Source organism: Caballeronia sp. Sq4a (assembly GCF_023170545.1).
Taxonomy (GTDB): domain Bacteria; phylum Pseudomonadota; class Gammaproteobacteria; order Burkholderiales; family Burkholderiaceae; genus Caballeronia.
On sequence record NZ_CP084250.1, the window covers coordinates 67919 to 85289 of the forward strand.

The 17371-nt window shown below is 65.2% G+C and carries 16 protein-coding genes; 9 read left to right on the forward strand and 7 right to left on the reverse strand.

Annotated elements, in window-relative coordinates; all coding sequences use genetic code 11:
- Position 1: 1 nt before the first annotated feature.
- On the forward strand, positions 2-784 hold the full coding sequence (locus tag LDZ24_RS00290) for an exodeoxyribonuclease III (RefSeq protein ID WP_248320873.1): 783 nt from the start codon (positions 2-4) through the stop codon (positions 782-784).
- Here the strand turns inward: LDZ24_RS00290 and LDZ24_RS00295 are convergent, their stop codons facing one another.
- From LDZ24_RS00295 to LDZ24_RS00310, 4 genes are read right to left on the reverse strand one after another with little or no spacing between them, the layout of a single operon-like run.
- Positions 785-1723: a M48 family metallopeptidase gene (locus LDZ24_RS00295; RefSeq protein ID WP_248320874.1), complete on the reverse strand. Its 939-nt coding sequence runs from the start codon at positions 1721-1723 to the stop codon at positions 785-787.
- Complete coding sequence (locus tag LDZ24_RS00300) at positions 1720-3006, reverse strand: AmpG family muropeptide MFS transporter (RefSeq protein WP_248320875.1); 1287 nt, start codon at positions 3004-3006, stop codon at positions 1720-1722. The genes LDZ24_RS00295 and LDZ24_RS00300 overlap by 4 nt, the downstream gene beginning before the upstream one ends.
- Before the next feature lie 46 nt (positions 3007-3052).
- Positions 3053-3661, reverse strand: coding sequence for a methionine biosynthesis protein MetW (gene metW, locus LDZ24_RS00305; protein WP_175938937.1), 609 nt, complete (start codon positions 3659-3661; stop codon positions 3053-3055).
- Complete coding sequence (locus tag LDZ24_RS00310) at positions 3658-4803, reverse strand: homoserine O-acetyltransferase (RefSeq protein ID WP_175938938.1); 1146 nt, start codon at positions 4801-4803, stop codon at positions 3658-3660. The genes metW and LDZ24_RS00310 overlap by 4 nt, the downstream gene beginning before the upstream one ends.
- Positions 4804-5095: 292 nt before the next feature.
- On the opposite strand from LDZ24_RS00310, the gene LDZ24_RS00315 reads away from it, so the two are divergent.
- Both LDZ24_RS00315 and LDZ24_RS00320 read left to right on the forward strand, forming a co-directional pair.
- Positions 5096-5377 carry a type II toxin-antitoxin system Phd/YefM family antitoxin gene (locus tag LDZ24_RS00315; protein ID WP_175938940.1) on the forward strand — a complete coding sequence of 94 codons (282 nt, stop codon included), beginning with the start codon at positions 5096-5098 and terminating at the stop codon, positions 5375-5377.
- The gene (locus tag LDZ24_RS00320; RefSeq protein ID WP_248320876.1) at positions 5374-5694 is read left to right on the forward strand and encodes a type II toxin-antitoxin system RelE/ParE family toxin; all 321 of its coding nucleotides are present in this window, start codon (positions 5374-5376) and stop codon (positions 5692-5694) included. The genes LDZ24_RS00315 and LDZ24_RS00320 overlap by 4 nt, the downstream gene beginning before the upstream one ends.
- Here LDZ24_RS00320 and LDZ24_RS00325 read toward each other — a convergent pair.
- Positions 5684-6451: a pyrimidine 5'-nucleotidase gene (locus LDZ24_RS00325; RefSeq protein WP_248320877.1), complete on the reverse strand. Its 768-nt coding sequence runs from the start codon at positions 6449-6451 to the stop codon at positions 5684-5686. The two genes, LDZ24_RS00320 and LDZ24_RS00325, sit on opposite strands and share 11 nt — an antisense overlap.
- A gap of 65 nt (positions 6452-6516) precedes the next feature.
- Positions 6517-7416, reverse strand: coding sequence for an acetylglutamate kinase (gene argB / locus LDZ24_RS00330; protein WP_248320878.1), 900 nt, complete (start codon positions 7414-7416; stop codon positions 6517-6519).
- Between the two features lie 153 nt (positions 7417-7569).
- Here argB and LDZ24_RS00335 point away from each other — a divergent pair, with 153 nt between their 5' ends.
- The 5 genes from LDZ24_RS00335 (at position 7570) to LDZ24_RS00355 (ending at position 14028) form a co-directional block, all read left to right on the forward strand.
- A complete protein-coding gene (locus LDZ24_RS00335) occupies positions 7570-7779 on the forward strand; it encodes a cysteine-rich CWC family protein (RefSeq protein WP_248320879.1) in 210 nt (69 codons plus the stop codon).
- Positions 7780-7911: 132 nt separating this feature from the next.
- Complete coding sequence (locus LDZ24_RS00340) at positions 7912-9210, forward strand: ATP-binding protein (protein ID WP_248320880.1); 1299 nt, start codon at positions 7912-7914, stop codon at positions 9208-9210.
- A gap of 36 nt (positions 9211-9246) precedes the next feature.
- Complete coding sequence (locus tag LDZ24_RS00345; RefSeq protein ID WP_159837606.1) at positions 9247-9789, forward strand: response regulator transcription factor; 543 nt, start codon at positions 9247-9249, stop codon at positions 9787-9789.
- Between the two features lie 466 nt (positions 9790-10255).
- A complete protein-coding gene (locus tag LDZ24_RS00350) occupies positions 10256-11815 on the forward strand; it encodes a methyl-accepting chemotaxis protein (protein WP_248320881.1) in 1560 nt (519 codons plus the stop codon).
- Positions 11816-12726: 911 nt separating this feature from the next.
- Positions 12727-14028: a solute carrier family 23 protein gene (locus tag LDZ24_RS00355; RefSeq protein WP_248320882.1), complete on the forward strand. Its 1302-nt coding sequence runs from the start codon at positions 12727-12729 to the stop codon at positions 14026-14028.
- A gap of 33 nt (positions 14029-14061) precedes the next feature.
- Here the strand turns inward: LDZ24_RS00355 and LDZ24_RS00360 are convergent, their stop codons facing one another.
- Positions 14062-15729, reverse strand: coding sequence for a Na+/H+ antiporter (locus tag LDZ24_RS00360; RefSeq protein WP_248320883.1), 1668 nt, complete (start codon positions 15727-15729; stop codon positions 14062-14064).
- Positions 15730-16048: 319 nt separating this feature from the next.
- Between LDZ24_RS00360 and LDZ24_RS00365 the strand changes: the two genes are divergently transcribed.
- On the forward strand, positions 16049-17368 hold the full coding sequence (locus tag LDZ24_RS00365) for an EAL domain-containing protein (RefSeq protein WP_248320884.1): 1320 nt from the start codon (positions 16049-16051) through the stop codon (positions 17366-17368).
- Positions 17369-17371: the final 3 nt, after the last annotated feature.

Here is a 17371-nt window from a genome sequence, read left to right on the forward strand (position 1 = left end):
TATGTTTCGCGTGATCACCGCCAATCTGAACGGCATTCGTTCGGCTGCCAAGAAAGGCTTTTTCGACTGGTTCGGCGAGCAGGCAGCCGACGTCGTCTGCGTGCAGGAAATCAAGTGCTCGCAGGACGACCTGACGCCGGAGTTCCTCGCGCCGCACGGCTTTCAGGGCTACTTCCAGCACGCGGTCAAGAAGGGCTACAGCGGCGCGGGCGTCTATACGCGCCACGAGCCGGACGACGTGATCATCGGTTTCGGCAGCGAGGAGTTCGATGCCGAAGGGCGCTACGTGGAAGCGCGCTTCGGCAGGCTTTCGGTGGTGTCGGTGTATGTGCCGTCGGGATCGAGCGGCGATGAGCGTCAGCAGGCGAAGTACCGCTTCATGGACGAGTTCATGCCGCATCTCGCCGAGCTTTCGAAAGAGCGCGAAGTCATTCTGTGCGGCGACGTGAACATCGTGCACAAGGAAATCGACATCAAGAACTGGAAGAGCAATCAGAAGAATTCCGGCTGTCTGCCGGAGGAACGCGCGTGGCTGACCAAGCTGTTCGATGAAGTCGGCTATGTCGACGTATTTCGCACGCTCGACCAGCGGCCCGAGCAATACACGTGGTGGAGCAATCGCGGTCAGGCGTACGCGAAGAACGTCGGGTGGCGCATCGACTATCAGATCGCGACCAAAGAGGTTGCCGCGACCGCGAAGAGCACGTCCATCTTCCGCGACATCAAGTTCAGCGACCACGCGCCGCTGACGATCGACTACGACTGGAAGGTCGGCCGGAAGTGATTACCGCCCGCTCTTCTTGAACCGCCCCATGCCCGCGTAGTTCGGCAACGCATCGATACTCTTGCCGACGGCTTTCGCATACAGCGGCATCATGTCCGACATGCGTTTCTCCAGATCCTGCTTGCGGTCCGGCCCGTACGGGTGCATCCAGACGAAGCCATTATCCTCACGGCGCGTGGCGGTATCGATCTTGTTCCACAGCGTGACGGCGGCGCGCGGATCGTAGCCTGCGCGCGAGGCGATCTCGCTGCCGATCACGTCGGCTTCGGTCTCGTCGGCAGGCGAATAGCGCATGGCGAGCAGCTGATCGCCGATGCCGAGCGGTGTCGAGCCGACATCCGCAAAGCCGAAAAGCTGCGGCATCGTTCCCGCGGTCAGTTGCTCGGCCTGCTGGCGGCCGAGCCGCTCGCGGGCGTGTTCGCGCAGCGCGTGCGCGATCTCGTGGCCCAACATCATGCCGATTTCGTTGTCGTTCAGATGCAGCTTCTCGATCAAGCCGCTATACACGACGATCTTGCCGCCCGGCAGACAGTACATGCGGATCTCGTTCGACCGCACGACGTTGATTTCCCACTTCCAGTTCTTCGAGCGGTCGTTCCACTTGAGCGCGAACGGAATCTCGTGATTCGCGATGTCGCGCACGCGCTTCACCAGCGCGTTGTCGTTCGGCAGCAGCCGCTTGTTGCGCTCGGCCTCGTGGATGATCGCGGCGTACGCGTCGGCCGATTGCTGTTCGAGCGCTGCAGGCGGAATGAGATTGCGAAAGAGCGCGGTGTTGCCGAAGCGGATCTGGTTGTTCGGCGCGGTGTAAGGCGCGGGAGCGCGCTCTTCGTCCTGCGCATGCGCGCGCGGCGATGCGAGCGAGGCGCACGCGAGCGCGCAGACAAGCGTCCGCGCGAGCGCGCGGCCCGCACGGTGAGTTGATATGCGCACCGTCATCGTTTTGGTCTCCAGGGCGCGATGATCGGCAACAGTAACATGCCCGGAATCGACAGCGCGATGCAGACGAGGAAGTATTCGAACCAGCCCGTCCTCGCGACGATAAAGCCGCTCAGCGCGGACACGACCGTGCGCGGCACCGCTGCCAGGCTCGTGAAAAGCGCGAATTGCGTCGCGGTGTAGCGCGGGTCGGTGGTGCTCGCGATGTACGCGGTGAACGTGGCGAGCGTGAGCCCCGTGGCGAACGTCTCGAAGCCGTACAGCACCGCGAGCGCGACCGGCGACGGCCCGATCTTCGCGAGCCACGCGAAGCCGAATGTCGCGACGATCTGCAACACGCCGAAAATCCACAGCCCGCGCGCAATGCCGATCTTCACCAGAAACACGCCGCCGATAATGCCGCCCGCGAGGCTCGTCCAGAACGCGACCGTCTTCGCGATCACGCCGAGCTGCAAGGTCGTGAAGCCCAGGTCGAGAAAGAACTTGGTGGCGAGCGCGGTCGCCATGGTGTCGCCGAGCTTGTAGAGAAAGATGAAGCTGAGCACGAGGAGCGCGGCGCGCCAGCCGTCGCGCGTGACGAATTCGTGGAACGGCTCGATGACCGCATCGCGCAGGCTTTTCGGCGGCGTGCCGTGAACGGCCGGTTCTTTCACGACGAACGTGGTGACGATGCCCGGCAGCATGAACAATGCCGTCACGATGAAGACCGTCTTCCACGGCAGGAAGCCGGCGAGAATCAGCGCGAGCGAGCCCGGCACGAGCCCCGCCACTTTGTATGCGTTGACGTGGACCGCGTTGCCGAGTCCCTGTTCGGTGTCCGCGAGCAGTTCGCGCCGGTACGCGTCGATGGCGATATCCTGGCTCGCGCTGAACAGCGCGAGCAGACCGGCGATGGCGGCCACCGTCCAGATGTCCTCGCTCGGCGATACAAAGCCGAACGCGCCGATGGCCAGCGTCACGAGCACTTGCGTGACGAGCATCCAGCCGCGCCGCCGGCCCGGCCGCCAGAACGGCAGACGCGGCACGTAGCGGTCCATCAGCGGCGCCCAGACGAATTTCCACGTATAAGGCAGCCCGAGCAGCGCGAACAGACCGATTTGCTTGACGTCGATGTGCTCTTTCGTGAGCCACGCCTGCAACAGACTCAGCAACGTGAAAAGCGGCAATCCCGACGTGAAGCCGAGAAACACGCAGATCAGGATGCGCGCGTTGAGAAACGCGTGCCAGCGGGGATGTTCTTCGTGAGCAGTTAGAGCGGGCGCCTCGTGTGGCGTGTCGGGCATGTCGATGTTGGAAAAGCGTTGTCGATGCTTGATGCGCCGGGTCGCATCACCGGCGCTTCACGCGATAGACCGCAAGACTACCACGCCAGTTCGCGCCCCAACGGATGGACTGCCCGCCGTGCAGCACCACGCGGTCCAGAATCTCGATGCCCACTTCCGGCGCAAGCGCCTCAAAGTCCTTGATGGTCAGCACGCGCACGTTCGGCGTGTTATGCCATTGATACGGCAGCGACTTCGACACCGGCATGCGCCCTTGAATGACCGCAAGCCGGTGCGGCCAATAGCCGAAGTTCGGAAACGACACGATGCATTCGCGCCCCACGCGCACCGTTTCGCGCAGGATCGCGGCGGTCTGGTGAATGGTCTGCAGCGTCTGCGAGAGGATAGCGAAATCGAAGCTGTCGTCTTCGAAGAGGCGCAGGCCGTCTTCGAGATTCTGCTGGATCACGTTCACGCCCTTCTGCGCGCAGGCGAGCACGCCGGCGTCGTTGATCTCGATGCCGTAGCCGTTCACTTCCAGCTCTTCGGCGAGCAGCGAGAGCAGCGACCCGTCGCCGCAGCCGAGATCGAGCACGGTCGAGCGCGGTTCCACCCAGCGTGCGATCGCCCGGAAGTCGGAGCGCAGCGCGAGCGAATCAAGCGTGTTCTGGTTCATGCGCCGATCTCCGTGGCAATGCGTTCGTAGTAGGCGCGCATCAGGTTGTGATAGCGCGCATCGTCGAGCAGGAAGGCGTCGTGGCCGTGCGGCGCGTCGATTTCGGCGTAGCTCACGGTGCGCTTGTTGTCGAGCAGCGCCTTCACGATCTCGCGGGAACGCGCCGGCGCGAAACGCCAGTCCGTCGTGAAGCTCGCGATCAAATACTTCGCCTTCGTGCGGGCGAGCGCCTGCGTGAGATCGCCGTCGTAGGCTTTGGCGGGATCGAAATAATCGAGCGCGCGCGTGATGAGCAGGTACGTGTTGGCGTCGAAGTATTCGGCGAACTTGTCCGCCTGATAGCGCAGGTACGACTCCACTTCGAACTCGACGTCGAAGTTGAAGTTGTACGCGTCGAGCGCGCCTTCGGCACGGCGCAGCGCGCGGCCGAATTTCACAGCCATGTCGTCGTCCGATAGATACGTGATGTGGCCGATCATGCGCGCGACGCGCAAGCCGCGGCGCGGCTTCACGCCGTGCGCGTAGTAGTCGCCGCCGTGGAAGTCGGGGTCCGAGAGGATCGCGGAGCGCGCGGTTTCGTTGAACGCGATGTTCTGCGCCGAGAGCTTCGGCGTCGACGCGATCACGATGCAATGCCCGAGCCGCTCCGGGTACATGAGGCTCCACGCGAGCGCCTGCATGCCGCCGAGACTGCCGCCCATCACGGCCGCGAATCGCTCGATGCCGAAGCGGTCCGCCACGCGCGCCTGCGCGTGCACCCAGTCTTCCACCGTCACGACGGGAAAGCGCGCGCCGTACGGCTTGCCGGTCGCGCGGTCGATGCTCATCGGCCCGGTCGAGCCGAAGCACGAGCCGAAGTTGTTCACGCCGATGACGAAGAAGCGATTGGTGTCGAGCGGCTTGCCCGGTCCGACCATGTTGTCCCACCAGCCGACGTCCTTCGGATTGTCGGCGTACACGCCCGCGACGTGATGCGACGCGTTGAGCGCATGGCAGACGAGCACCGCGTTCGAGCGCGCGGCGTTGAGTTCACCGTACGTTTCGACGACGAGTTCATAGTCGCCGAGCGAACTGCCGCTCTGAAGCACAAGCGGCTCGGAAAAGCGCAAGGTTTGGGGAGTGACGATGCCGATGGATTCCATTCATTCCGCCTTTACTGGGCGGCTAAACGGTGTCGGCTGGGCGCGAAGAAGCGGAAGATAGGCGCGGCTGACGACCTCTTTAGCCGCATTTATAGTGAACCAGAGCAATGCCGATGCCCTGGTTCGCGCGCCCGCAATCGAGTCAGCAAATCGGCGCGTGTTCAATTCTGTCAAGCGATGAAGTATAGCGGAAAACGTAATAAAGCCGCTAATCGTCACGCGGTAGCCGGCTTGGGTGGCGCGTCGTTTTCTGTCTATATTGTCTAGGCATCGCGCCTTGCCGGGAATCGACATGAAACCGAGTCGCGTCAGACCGCTGAGTCATTTGAAGAGCCGCGCAGCCGAGATGATCCGCAACGTCGTGGAGAGCCGCGAGCCGATGCTCATCACGCAGAACGGCGAAGCGAAGGTTGTCGTGCAGGACGTTCAGTCCTACGAGGACCTGCATCAGACCGTCGCGCTGCTCAAGATTCTGGCGATGGGGCAAAAGTATATCGAGGCGGGACATTGCATCAGCGCGGGCGATTTTTTCGCCGAGATCGAGCGGCTCGACAAGGAAGAGGGCCTCAAATGAAGACCGTCTTTCTCGATCCCGTTCGACAAGATTTGCAGGACTTCCGGCGTTACGTCATCAACAAGTTCGGCGGCACCGCATGGAAAGCGACGCGCGACAAGATTGCGGATGCCGTCGCAGACATCGAGGCTTCGCAGCGCAACGGCGCGACGCCGCCGGAACTCGTCGACTTTCGCATGACGGGCTATTACGAAGTCGTTAGCGGCACGAACCGAATCATCTACAAGGTCGACGACGACACGATCTACGTGCATCTCGTCGTGGATATGCGTTCGGACCTCGAAGATATTCTCGCGCGGCGTCTCTTCAGGATCTAGCCGCTGGCCGCCCGAGCGCGCCGCCGCGCATGCCGAGCGTCAGCGCGCGCAACGACCGCACGGTGCGATCCACATAATGCGGCCTGCCCACGCCCGGCAAACGCACCGAAGCCGCGCCTGCGGAGGTGCGCGCCGCCGGCAGATGCCCGACGATCCACACGGTCCGAATGCCCAGCCGCCGATAGCTCTTCAGATGCCCGCGCGTGTCTTCGACGAGAATGGCATCGGCGAGACGCACGCGCGCGCGTCGCATCGCACGGCGAAGCATCGGCGCGTCCGGCTTCGAACGCCAGCGGTCGCCTTCGCGCATGTCTTCGATCGCGATCACGCGCTCGAATAGCCGCTCGATGCCGAGTTCCGCGAGCACGGCCCGCGCGTAGACGGACGGCGCGTTGGTCAGCACGATCTTGCGGCCCGGCAGCGCGCGCAGCATGCGGCCGATGCCGCGCTCGGCGCGCAGCATCGACGGAAGATCGGCGAACGTGTGGACGACGTGCAGAAAGTCGGCCGGATCGACGCCGTGATGCTTCACGAGCCCGACGAGCGTGGCGCCGTATCGCACGGTATAGCCGACGCGCAACCGGTTCGCCTCGTCCACATCGACGCCGAGCCGGTCCATGATGTACTGCGTCATCGCGCGATTGATGGCCGGAAAGATCTGATGCGACGCGTGATGCAGCGTGTTGTCGAGATCGAAGAGCCAGACCGGCACGCGCGGCGCGACGCGGCGGCGGCGGGAAGTGGGTTGCGAATTCATTGCGCGAAAAGAAACGCCCGCGCGGAGGCGGGCGTCGTCATGAAATGAGCAAGGCTCAATGAAGCTCAATGCGAGCGGATCATCGTGCCGAACGGCTGTTCGGTCAGGATTTCGAGCAGCACCGAATGCTCGATGCGCCCGTCGATGATATGCACCGAGCGCACGCCGCTCTTCGCGGCATCCAGCGCCGACGAGATTTTCGGCAGCATGCCGCCGGAGATGGTGCCGTCGGCGAACAGGGCGTCGATCTCACGCGCCGAAAGGTCTGTGAGCAGATTGCCTTCCTTGTCCATCACGCCGGGAATGTTGGTCATCATGACGAGCTTTTCGGCGTTCAGCACGACCGCCAGCTTGCCTGCGACCAGATCCGCATTGATGTTGTACGAAAGGCCGTCTTCGCCGAAGCCGATGGGCGAAATGACAGGAATGAACGCGTCGTCCTGCAGCGCCTTAACGACAGCCGGGTTGATGGATTCCACTTCGCCCACTTGACCGATGTCGATGAACTGCCCCGGATTGTCGCGGTCCGGCATCATGAGCTTGCGCGCGTGGATGAGTCCGCCGTCCTTGCCGGTGAGACCGACCGCGTGGCCGCCGAAGTGATTGATGAGCGTGACGATGTCCTGCTGCACTTCGCCGCCGAGCACCCACTCGACGACTTCCATCGTCTCTTCGTCGGTGACGCGCATGCCTTGGATGAACGTGCCCTGCTTGCCGATTTTCTTCAGCGCCTGGTCGATCTGCGGGCCGCCGCCGTGGACGATCACCGGGTTGATGCCGACGAGCTTGAGCAGAATGACGTCGCGCGCGAAGCCTTGCTTCAGACGCTCTTCGGTCATGGCATTGCCGCCGTATTTGATCACGACCGTCTTGCCGTGATATTGACGAATATAGGGCAGCGCCTCGGCCAGGATTTCAGCTTTCAGGGTAGGCGCGATCTGCGTGAGGTCGGGAAGGTCGGACATGGCGGCAGTCGAGGCGAAGAGCGTTTAAACAGGCGGAATTGTACAGGACCGATGCGAGGCGATATGACGTTTTGCCGCGACGCCGCCGCGTTTTCCGGCACAGCGCCGACGTGCGATCATCGTTCAACTTCTCGATGTCACGAATGCGTCACCATGACGAAGCCATCGTCCCAAACCGACGCGCCGTCCGCCGTCTGCACCCGCTGCGGCGCGACTTTCCGATGCGGCTCGCTTTCGGGCGATGCCGCCTGCTGGTGTGCGTCGCTGCCCGCGTTGCCCCCGGAGCGCCTGCGCGCGGCCGAAGCGTGTCTGTGCCGGGCGTGCCTGCTCGCTGAAATAGAAAAGGCCGGCATTTCGGGTTAGCAGAGCGCATGCCGCGCGGGGTGCGACAAATCGCGCCATCGGCGGTTCGGCGGCGCGCGCAAGCGGGATAATGCCGCATGAACCACGACTTGCCGGCGCGCGCTTTCGCTGCCGGCGCGCACTCGAAGGAACATGCATCGCATAACGAATACCGGTCGCGTCAACCTCGGCCATCTGTTCTGGCTTCGCTCGCTCGCGATCATCGGCCAGTTGACGACCATCGCCGTCGTGCAGATTTGGCTCGGCGCGAATCTGCCGCTGCCGGCCATGCTGCTCGTGATCGCGCTGGAGATGGTCTTCAACGGGCTGACGTGGCTGCGCGTCGCGCGGGCGCGGCCCGAAACGAACCTCGAACTGTTCGGGCAGATGTGCGTCGATCTCGGCGCGCTGTCGGCGTTGCTGTTTCTGTCGGGCGGCGCGACCAATCCGTTCGTCACGCTGTATCTGCCGTCGCTCGCCATTGCCGCCGCCATCCTGCCGTGGCACATGATGGCGTGCCTCGCGCTCTTCGCCGTCGCGTGTTACGCGCTTCTCAGCTACAACTACGTGCCGCTCAATATCGAGAATCCGGCGAATCTCTTCGATTATTTCCGCCTCGGCCTGTGGGTCAACTTCATGGTGAGCGTCGGCTTGATCGGCTGGTTCGTCGCGCGCATGTCGCGGGCGCTGCGCCTGCGCGACGCCGCGCTCGCCGACGCGCAGCAGCGTCATCTGCGCGATGAACGCGCGGTCGCGCTCGGCGTGCAGGCAGCGACCGTCGCGCATGAAATGGGCACGCCGCTGTCCACCATTGCCATGCTCTCCGAAGAATTGCGCGATGCCGCCGCGCACGACTCCAATCTCGCGCCCTACGCGGACGACTTCGAACTGCTCGAACAGCAGATGGCGCTCTGCACGTCGGCGCTCGCGCGGCTGCGCAGCCGGGCGAGCGGGCCGTCGAACCGGCAGCCGCTCGACGAATGGCTCGCGAGTTTCATCGAGCAATGGCGGCTGCGGCATCCGCAAGTGGAGTTCGAGCAGGTCGGCGACGCGCCGGCCACGGCGTCCATCGACGACGCGGTGGCCGTCGGCCAGATTCTCACGATCCTGCTCGACAACGCCGCGCGCGCGAGCAGCGAGTTCGTGACGCTGCAAGCCGTGGCGGAAGCGGAAGAAGGCGCGCGGTACGTGCGCTTCGAAGTGTGCGATCGCGGCCCCGGCATTCCGCCCGCGCTGCGCGCGTCGCTCGGCGCGGGTCCTGTCGACAGCACGCAGGGCGGCCACGGCGTCGGGCTCTATCTGGCGTTCGCGGCGGCGGCGCGGCTCAACGGTTCCATCGAACTGTTGGAGGGCGAGCCGCACGGCACGCGCGCCGTGCTCAGGGTGCCGAACCGGGGCGCGGCGGCGGCGCCGGTTGCGACGGCGCGCACGGAATCGAGCGGCGCGGCGTGAACCTGTCTGGCCAAGAGAAACAAGGAGAAATGAACCATGAGCGATAACAACTTCCTGATCATCGACGACGACGAAGTCTTCTCGGGCATTCTGGCGCGCGGGCTGGCGCGTCGCGGCTACACGGCGCATCAGGCGCACAACGCGGACGAAGCCGTGAAGCTCGCGAACCAGCACAAGTTCGGTCAGATCACGGTGGACTTGCATCTGGGCAACGATTCCGGGCTGCGCCTCGTCGCCCCGTTGCGCGACCTGCAACCGGATGCGCGCATTCTCGTGCTGACCGGCTATGCGAGCATCGCGACGGCCGTGCAAGCGGTGAAAGACGGCGCGGACAATTATCTGGCGAAGCCCGCGAACGTCGAATCGATTCTGCTGGCGCTTCAGGAAGAGGCGAGCGAGCAGACGGCCGAGGAAGCGATCGAGCACCCGACGCTGCTTTCGGTGGCGCGGCTGGAGTGGGAGCATATCCAGCGGGCGCTGGCGGAGAACAACGGCAATATATCGGCGACGGCGCGCGCGCTCAACATGCATCGGCGCACGTTGCAGCGCAAGCTGGCGAAGAAGCCGGTGCGCCAGTAAGCGACCGCTGCCACGCAGAAAAACGACGAACCAAAAAAGAACCGCCCAAGCCGGGGAACGAGGGCGGTAATCGGAGAGTTGCAACGACTTCGTGCATATACATGGGGATATGCACGAACGCAGCATACGTGGCGGCATCGCGCCCTTATATACGATAAATCCGAAAAGTAGGAAGTCTCCTAATCGCCTGCTTGTTAGCAACAAGAAAGGTGTCTCCCAGCCGCCATGCGCGCGGCGACGTTTCCGCCATATACCCTGTATACCGCGCTCAAGAAACACGTCGCGAGCGCCGTAAAGCCTCCTTGTGCGTGACATGTATCGCGCAACGCCGGCATTGCACCGGCGAAAAGCGCTGTCCGCGGGCGTCGTCTGCGGGGCGCGGAAAAGGAGCCGGGGACCGGAAGCGAGCGAGCGCGTGCGCGCCCGCGGCGTCCGACGTGCCCGCTCGCGACATTCGGAGACATCGATGAAAGGGTTTGACCGCCTGTCGGTCTTGAGCAAGCTGTTGTTGTCGTTCGCGGTCGTGATTCTGTTCACGGCGTGCGTGGGCGGAACCGGCGTGGTGTCGCTTGCCAAGATGCATAGCCTCGTCGAGGAAATCGGCGACCGTCACATGGACGGCCTCTACTGGGCCGAGGAAATCAACAAGCACAAGGTCAACACGGACCTCGACGCCGCCAACCTGACCTTCGCCGACGACGCCGGCAAGCAGAAGCTCAAACAGGACATGGGCGAATCGCTCGCCGCCATGCATCGCGCGTTCGAGCGCATGCGCCCGACGCTCTCGACGCCGCAAGGCTCGGCGCTCTACGACGCCGCGAGCCAGTCGGTCGCCGCGTGGGAAGAGATCGTGCAGATGCAGATGGGCGTGAAGCCCATGCCTATCGACGTCGATCAGATGGGGCTGATTGCACGCGCGATTGCCGCGAGCGAGAAGGCGCGCGACGCGCTGGAGCGGCTCGCCGACTACAAGCGTGCGCGCGCGACGGCGGCGCGCGCGAGCGCGGCGGCGGAGTACGACACCATGCGCGTCGTATTGCTCGCGCTCGTTCTGGGCGCGATGGCGGCGGGCGCGGTGCTGGCCGTGGTCATCGGCCGGCGTCTTGCCGCGCAGCTCGGCGGCGAGCCGGCGTATGCGGCGCAGATCGCCAACCGCATTGCGCAGGGCGATCTGACGGCGCGCGTCGAGACGCGTCCCGGCGACGACAGCAGCATGCTGCACAGCCTCGGCAACATGAGCAGCAAGCTCGCGGATATCGTCGGCGGCATTCGCCACGCGAGCGAGTCGATTCTGTTCGCATCGCGCGAGATCGCGCAGGGTAACACCGACCTCTCGCAGCGCACCGAAGAGCAGGCGGCGTCGCTGGAAGAAACCGCGTCGAGCATGGAGCAGCTCACCGCGACCGTGCGCCAGAACGCGAGCAATGCCGACCAAGCCACCACGCTCGCGCGCGGCGCGTCGGACGTGTCGGCGCGCGGCAGCGAACTGGTCGGCGAAGTGGTCGACAACATGCGCGAACTGGCGTCAGGCAGCAAGCGCATGACGGACATCATCGCGGTGATCGAAGGCATCGCGTTCCAGACGAACATTCTCGCGTTGAACGCAGCCGTCGAAGCGGCGCGGGCGGGCGAGGAAGGGCGCGGCTTCGCGGTCGTGGCGGGCGAAGTGCGCTCGCTCGCGCAGCGTAGCGCGATGTCGGCGAAGGAGATCAAGGAATTGATCGAAGCGTCGACGGCGCGCGTGGACAGCGGCGCGGCGATCGCCGAGCGCGCCGGCGCGACGATGGCTGAAGTCACGGAAGCCGTGCAGCGCGTGACGGGCATCATGGCGCAGATTTCGGCGGCGTCGCACGAGCAGAGCGCGGGCATCGAGCAGGTGAATCGCGCGGTCGCGCAAATGGATCAGGTGACGCAGCAGAACGCGGCGCTCGTCGAGCAGGCCGCGGCAGCGGCCGGCGCGATGGCGGATCAGGCCGAGCAGTTGAAGGGCGCGGTGGCGGTGTTCGAGCTGGAAGGGCGCGCGTAGGCGGACGGCGCGGGGCGGAGGCAGGGCTTGCGCGGGCTGGTGGCGGTTCGTGCGTCTTCGCGTCAAGCGAAGGCCGATTGAAACAGCGCCCGGCGATCGGGCAGGCCGCATTGCCTGTAGGCGCGCGACCGGTTTGACTCCGCAGAGCTCATAACTGGACGCCGCCAAGAAGCCACATCCGAGGTCTGCGCAGCAACATCGCCAGAAAGCCGGCTGCCGAATTTCGGCGCGGCTTGTTGCGGTCTCGCTCGACGCATCGTTCAAACGGCGCTCGCAGTAGCGAGCGGCGCACGTCATCGAAGGCCTCGCGGGCGGGCCACTGCGAGCTTGCGCGACCCATCACGCAAAAGCCTACAGGAAGCCAATTCTGGGCAGTGACTGGACAGCACCGCGCGAGAGCGCGTTGCCGTGCCGATGCCCGCGCTGGACGCCGTCCGTCCGCGCGCCGTCGCATCAGGCGAACTCCGCTCGGTAACAGCGCCCGCCGATCGCAGGCAACGTCGCCTGTAAGCGCGGGCGGAAACGTTCGTATCCGCCCGCGGGCTGGTGCTGGTTCGTGGGTCGTCGCATCGAGCGAACGCCGCTTGAAGAAGCGCCGGACGATCGCGGAGGCAACGTCGCGTTTAGGCGCGCGCGGGAAGGTTCGTATGCGCCCGCAGGACGTCGCCGGTTCGCCCGCGTCGTCGCCTCAAGCGAACTCCGCTCCACAGCGCCGGACGATCGAGCAGGCAAACACCGCGCAACAGCGCCACGCAACCCCAACCTCCGCGAACCCGCGCCCAACATCGCATAAGCAACACCGATTTTCGGCTCGCTTGCCTCGGTTCGGCCCACTCCGTACACTCGCGCCTGTCCGAAGAATCAAGCGCGCCGCGTGGCCGGCGCATCATCGCCGAGAAGGAGAGCTGCCCATGTCCGATTCCTATTTCCCGCGCTGGCCCGAGCAGCCGAATGCCGAAGGCGGGCGCGTCGTCGGGCCTGACGAGCGCCTGCCCTGGCCGCAAATGATCGCGATGGGCATTCAGCACGTCGTCGCGATGTTCGGCTCCACCGTGCTCGCGCCGCTCCTGATGGGCTTCGATCCCAATCTCTGCATCTTCATGTCCGGCATCGGCACGCTGCTGTTCTTCGTGCTCGTCGGCGGACGCGTGCCGAGCTATCTCGGCTCCAGTTTCGCGTTCATCGGGCTCGTGATCGCGGTCACGGGCTACTCGGGGCACGGCGCTAACCCGAACATTCCGGTCGCGCTCGGCGGCATCATCGCGTGCGGCGTGGCGTATGCGGTCATCGGCGCGATCGTCGCGGCCGTCGGCACCCGCTGGATCGAAGCGCTGATGCCGCCCGTCGTCACCGGCTCGATCGTCTGCGTGATCGGGCTGAATCTCGCGCCGATCGCCGTGAAAGGCGTGAGCGGCAGCAACTTCGATTCGTGGATGGCGCTCGTCACCGTGCTGTGCGTCGGCGGCGTCGCAGTGTTCGCGCGCGGCATGGCGCAGCGGCTGCTCATTCTGATCGGCCTCGCCATTGCATACGTCATCTATGCGGTGCTGACCAACGGCATGGGCATGGGCAAGCCGATCGACTTCGGCATCGTCTCGAACGCCGCGTGGTTCGGCCTGCCGCACTTCACCGCGCCGGTCTTCCAGCCGCAGGCCATGACGCTGCTCGCGCCCATCGCGATCATTCTCGTCGCCGAAAATCTCGGCCACATCAAGGCGGTCGGCGCGATGACCGGACGCAGTCTCGACAAGTACATCGGCCGCGCGTTCATCGGCGACGGGCTGGCGACCATCGTCTCGGGCTTTGCCGGCGGCACGGGCGTGACGACCTACGCGGAAAACATCGGCGTGATGGCAGTCACCAAGATCTACTCGACGCTCGTGTTCGTGATCGCCGCGTTGTTTGCCATCGTGCTCGGATTTTCGCCGAAGTTCGGCGCGCTGATCCAGACGATTCCCGGCCCGGTGCTCGGCGGCGTGTCGATCGTCGTGTTCGGGCTGATCGCGGTGACGGGCGCGCGCATCTGGGTCGTCAACAAGGTGGACTTCTCGGATAACCGCAATCTGATCGTCGCGGCGGTGACGCTCGTGCTCGGCGCAGGCGATTTCACGCTGAAGCTCGGCGGCTTCGCGCTCGGCGGCATCGGCACGGCGACGTTCGGCGCGATCATTTTCTATGCGATTCTGCGCCGGCGCGGGGCGGGTGTGGTTTGATGTTTGCTGGGGTGCGGCCACGCCGCCCCCCCTTTAGGCCGTCATCCCCCGCTTACGATTCACAATCGCGGTCTCCGAAAGATCGATCTCCCGCATCAGCTTGTTCAGCGTCTCATCGTTGATCGCCTGATCCGTTCTCAGCCGCAGCAGTTCCGCGCGCTCCGCCCGCAGCGCCGCCATTCTGAGCCGCGTTTCCACGATCTCGCTTCGTCTCGCCGCCACGCGCGGCGCTTCCTCGTCGCCGAGCGATTCCAGCCGCAGCCGGTACGTGTCCATCACGCGCGCCGTCGAATCCGCGCAGCGGGCCGACGCGGCTTCGTCCATGTCGTCGGTGAGCAGCGCGTGCGTTTCGTCGATGGCGCGGATCGCCGCCTGCGCCGCGCGCCGACGCGCGAGCCGCTCCTCGGCCGCATGCGGATTGCGCTCGCGCTTCGCGCCGCGCAGCACCACCGGCAAGCCGACGACCGCAATCAAGAGCGACGCGAGAATCACCGCCGACGCGATGAAAATGGCCAGATCGCGCCCCGCCAGCGCCGCGCCGTTGTCGAGCGTGACCGGCAGCGAGAGCACGCCCGCGAGCGTCACCGCGCCGCGCACGCCGCCGATCGTCGTCAGCGCCAGCGTGCGCAAGCCGGGCGCGGCGCTTTCGGTGCCGACCTTCGCCGCGCTGCGGCTCGCGACCCAGCGCAGGCAATACACCCACACGAAGCGCAGCGCGTAGAGCGCGAGCACCGTCGCGATCACGTAGCCGATCAGCAGGCCCACTTGCGCGTTGCCGTCCTGATGCGCCTCGATCAGCGCGCGCCCGATGATGTGTGGCAACTGCAAGCCGAGCAGGATGAACACCATGCCGTTGAACACGAACTCGATCATCGTCCACGTGCTCGTCATGCGCACGCGCACGGCGCTCGGAATCGTCGCGCGCAGGCTCTGAATGTTCATCATCATCCCGGCGGATACGGCCGCGAGAATACCCGAGCAGCCCGCGCGCTCCGAGATCACATAGGCGGCGAACGGAATCAGCACGGTCAGGATCACGCCTGCGGCGGGATCGTCGTCCTCGGAGAACTTGAGCACGCGCGCCGGAATCTCGGTGACGATCCAGCTGATCGCCGCGCCGATCGCGAGCCCGCCCACCGAGATCACGACGAAGCTAATGGCCGCCTCGTGTAGCGAAAACACGCCGGTCAGCGCGGCCGCAATGGCGAACTTCAGCGCGACGAGACCCGACGCGTCGTTCATCAACGCTTCGCCTTCCAGAATATGCATGAGGTTTGCCGGAATGCGGTTGCGCCCGGCGATGCCCGTGAGCGCGACCGCATCGGTCGGCGAAAGCACGGCCGCGAGCGCGAAGGCGACGGGAAGCGGCATCGCGGGAATCATCCAGTGCAGGAAGTAGCCGAGCGCGCCCACGGTGATGAACACGAGCCCGAGCGCGAGCATGAGAACGGCGCGGCGCGCGAGATACAGCTCGCGTTTCGGAATGCGCCAGCCGTCGGCGAACAGCAGCGGCGGGATGAACAGCAGCATGAACAGTTCGGGGTCGAACGTGACGTGCAGCCGGAAGCCGGGCCACGCGAGCATCGCGCCGATGGCGATCTGAATGAGCGGCAGCGGCAGCTTGACCGGCAGCAGGCTGAGACCGACGCCGGACAGCGCCACGATCATCAGCAGGATGAGAACGGTGAAGACGATTTCCATGCCGGATGCGAACGCGCGGGCGTCCGTTTATTTTCGAGACGACGCGAGAGTGTAGCCCGACGCTTCGTCCACGGCATGTTTGCGCGACGCACCCACGCGGTGCGCGTGCATGCGTTTGCCGCCCGCTCGCGGTGCATGAACCCTGCAAACGCCCGACAAAGGCGGCGGCATCGCGCGCATGGACCTTGCTTTAACGACAGCCACGGGACGCGAGACTCCCGACGAGATCATCGAGGGCGGTTCTTATGAAAACGGTATCGGGCGGGACCGGCGCGGGGCCGGAGCATGAAGCGCGCGGCGCGCGCGCGGGGGCATCCACATGGTGATCGCCAATCCCGAGAAGACGACGCTCTCCGCGCGCAGCTTCGAGCTCGGCGTGATGTCGGGCTTGGACCGCTATTCGGTCGAGCACGGCGAGTGGACGCTCTCCAGCGTGTTCCAGCCGGTGTTCAGCCTCTCGCACATGCGCGCGGTCGGCTACGAAGGACTCTTGCGCGCGCACGACGCGCTCGACCGTCCCGTGCCGCCGGTCGATGTGTTCGCGCAGGCGTCGCGCGTCGGCGAAGCGTTGCAGATCGACCGTCTCGCGCAAGCGCTGCATCTCGAAAACTTCAAGATGCTCGGCGCGCAGGACGAATGGCTGTTCCTCAACGTGCATCCCGGCGCGCTGACCGAGCCGTATCACGCGGCCGCGCTGCTCGCCAATCTGAAGCGCCTGCATATCGAGCCGCGCCGTGTCGTGCTCGAAGTGCTGGAGCAGAGCGCGGAGGACATCGAGCGTCTTGCGCAGGCCGTGCAGCAGTTCCGCGATCAGGGCTTCCTCATCGCGCTCGACGATTTCGGCGCGGGACATACGAATATCGAACGAATCTGGCAACTCGATCCGGATATCGTCAAACTCGACCGCGTGATGCTGTCGCACGCCGGCCACAACGTGCATGCGCCGCTGTCCGAGCGCACGCGCAAGCAGCGGCGCAACATGGAAGCGGTGCTCTCGGGCATCGTCTCGCTGCTGCACGAGGCGGGCAAGCTCGTGCTGATCGAAGGCGTCGAAACCGAGCACGAGGCGCAGCTTGCGCTCGCGAGCGGCGCAGACTTCGTGCAGGGCTTTTTCTTCGCGCGGCCGCATCCGGGGCTCGCGGACGGCGTGCATGCGCAGAACATCATCGGCGAATTGACGGAGCGGTATCGCTTGCAGACCGAAGCGCGCGAGCGGCGCGTCGCGACGCGGCTTCAGCCGTACGTCCGCGCGTTCGAGCGCGCGGCGGAGCGGCTCGCGGCAGGCGAACCGCTCGACGAAGTGTGCTGGAACTTCCTCGCGCTCGATCACGCCGCGCGCTGCTTTCTGCTCGACCAGAACGGCCGGCAGTCGGGCCGCAATGTCGTGCTGCGCGCCGACCGCGCCGCCCACGAAGCGCGCTTTCTGCCGCTGGTCGATGCGCAGGGCGCGAACTGGCTGCGCCGTCCGTACTTTCGCGCGGCGCTCGGCGACCCCGAGCGCGTGCATGTGACGAAGCCGTATCTGTCGATCAACGAGGCGATGCCGTGCGTCACGCTATCGGTCGAGACGCGCTCCGGCGGCAAGCGCTGCGTGCTGTGCGGCGACATCGACTGGCTGCCGGACGACGACGCCGACTGACTT

What these genes read in the sequence shown, in the direction of transcription:
- LDZ24_RS00290 (WP_248320873.1), top strand. Translation starts at nt 2, where the DNA reads ATGTTTCGCGTGATCACCGCCAATCTGAACGGCATTCGTTCGGCTGCC.
- LDZ24_RS00295 (WP_248320874.1), bottom strand. Translation starts at nt 1,723, where the DNA reads ATGACGGTGCGCATATCAACTCACCGTGCGGGCCGCGCGCTCGCGCGG.
- LDZ24_RS00300 (WP_248320875.1), bottom strand. Translation starts at nt 3,006, where the DNA reads ATGCCCGACACGCCACACGAGGCGCCCGCTCTAACTGCTCACGAAGAA.
- metW (WP_175938937.1), bottom strand. Translation starts at nt 3,661, where the DNA reads ATGAACCAGAACACGCTTGATTCGCTCGCGCTGCGCTCCGACTTCCGG.
- LDZ24_RS00310 (WP_175938938.1), bottom strand. Translation starts at nt 4,803, where the DNA reads ATGGAATCCATCGGCATCGTCACTCCCCAAACCTTGCGCTTTTCCGAG.
- LDZ24_RS00315 (WP_175938940.1), top strand. Translation starts at nt 5,096, where the DNA reads ATGAAACCGAGTCGCGTCAGACCGCTGAGTCATTTGAAGAGCCGCGCA.
- LDZ24_RS00320 (WP_248320876.1), top strand. Translation starts at nt 5,374, where the DNA reads ATGAAGACCGTCTTTCTCGATCCCGTTCGACAAGATTTGCAGGACTTC.
- LDZ24_RS00325 (WP_248320877.1), bottom strand. Translation starts at nt 6,451, where the DNA reads ATGAATTCGCAACCCACTTCCCGCCGCCGCCGCGTCGCGCCGCGCGTG.
- argB (WP_248320878.1), bottom strand. Translation starts at nt 7,416, where the DNA reads ATGTCCGACCTTCCCGACCTCACGCAGATCGCGCCTACCCTGAAAGCT.
- LDZ24_RS00335 (WP_248320879.1), top strand. Translation starts at nt 7,570, where the DNA reads ATGACGAAGCCATCGTCCCAAACCGACGCGCCGTCCGCCGTCTGCACC.
- LDZ24_RS00340 (WP_248320880.1), top strand. Translation starts at nt 7,912, where the DNA reads ATGCATCGCATAACGAATACCGGTCGCGTCAACCTCGGCCATCTGTTC.
- LDZ24_RS00345 (WP_159837606.1), top strand. Translation starts at nt 9,247, where the DNA reads ATGAGCGATAACAACTTCCTGATCATCGACGACGACGAAGTCTTCTCG.
- LDZ24_RS00350 (WP_248320881.1), top strand. Translation starts at nt 10,256, where the DNA reads ATGAAAGGGTTTGACCGCCTGTCGGTCTTGAGCAAGCTGTTGTTGTCG.
- LDZ24_RS00355 (WP_248320882.1), top strand. Translation starts at nt 12,727, where the DNA reads ATGTCCGATTCCTATTTCCCGCGCTGGCCCGAGCAGCCGAATGCCGAA.
- LDZ24_RS00360 (WP_248320883.1), bottom strand. Translation starts at nt 15,729, where the DNA reads ATGGAAATCGTCTTCACCGTTCTCATCCTGCTGATGATCGTGGCGCTG.
- LDZ24_RS00365 (WP_248320884.1), top strand. Translation starts at nt 16,049, where the DNA reads ATGGTGATCGCCAATCCCGAGAAGACGACGCTCTCCGCGCGCAGCTTC.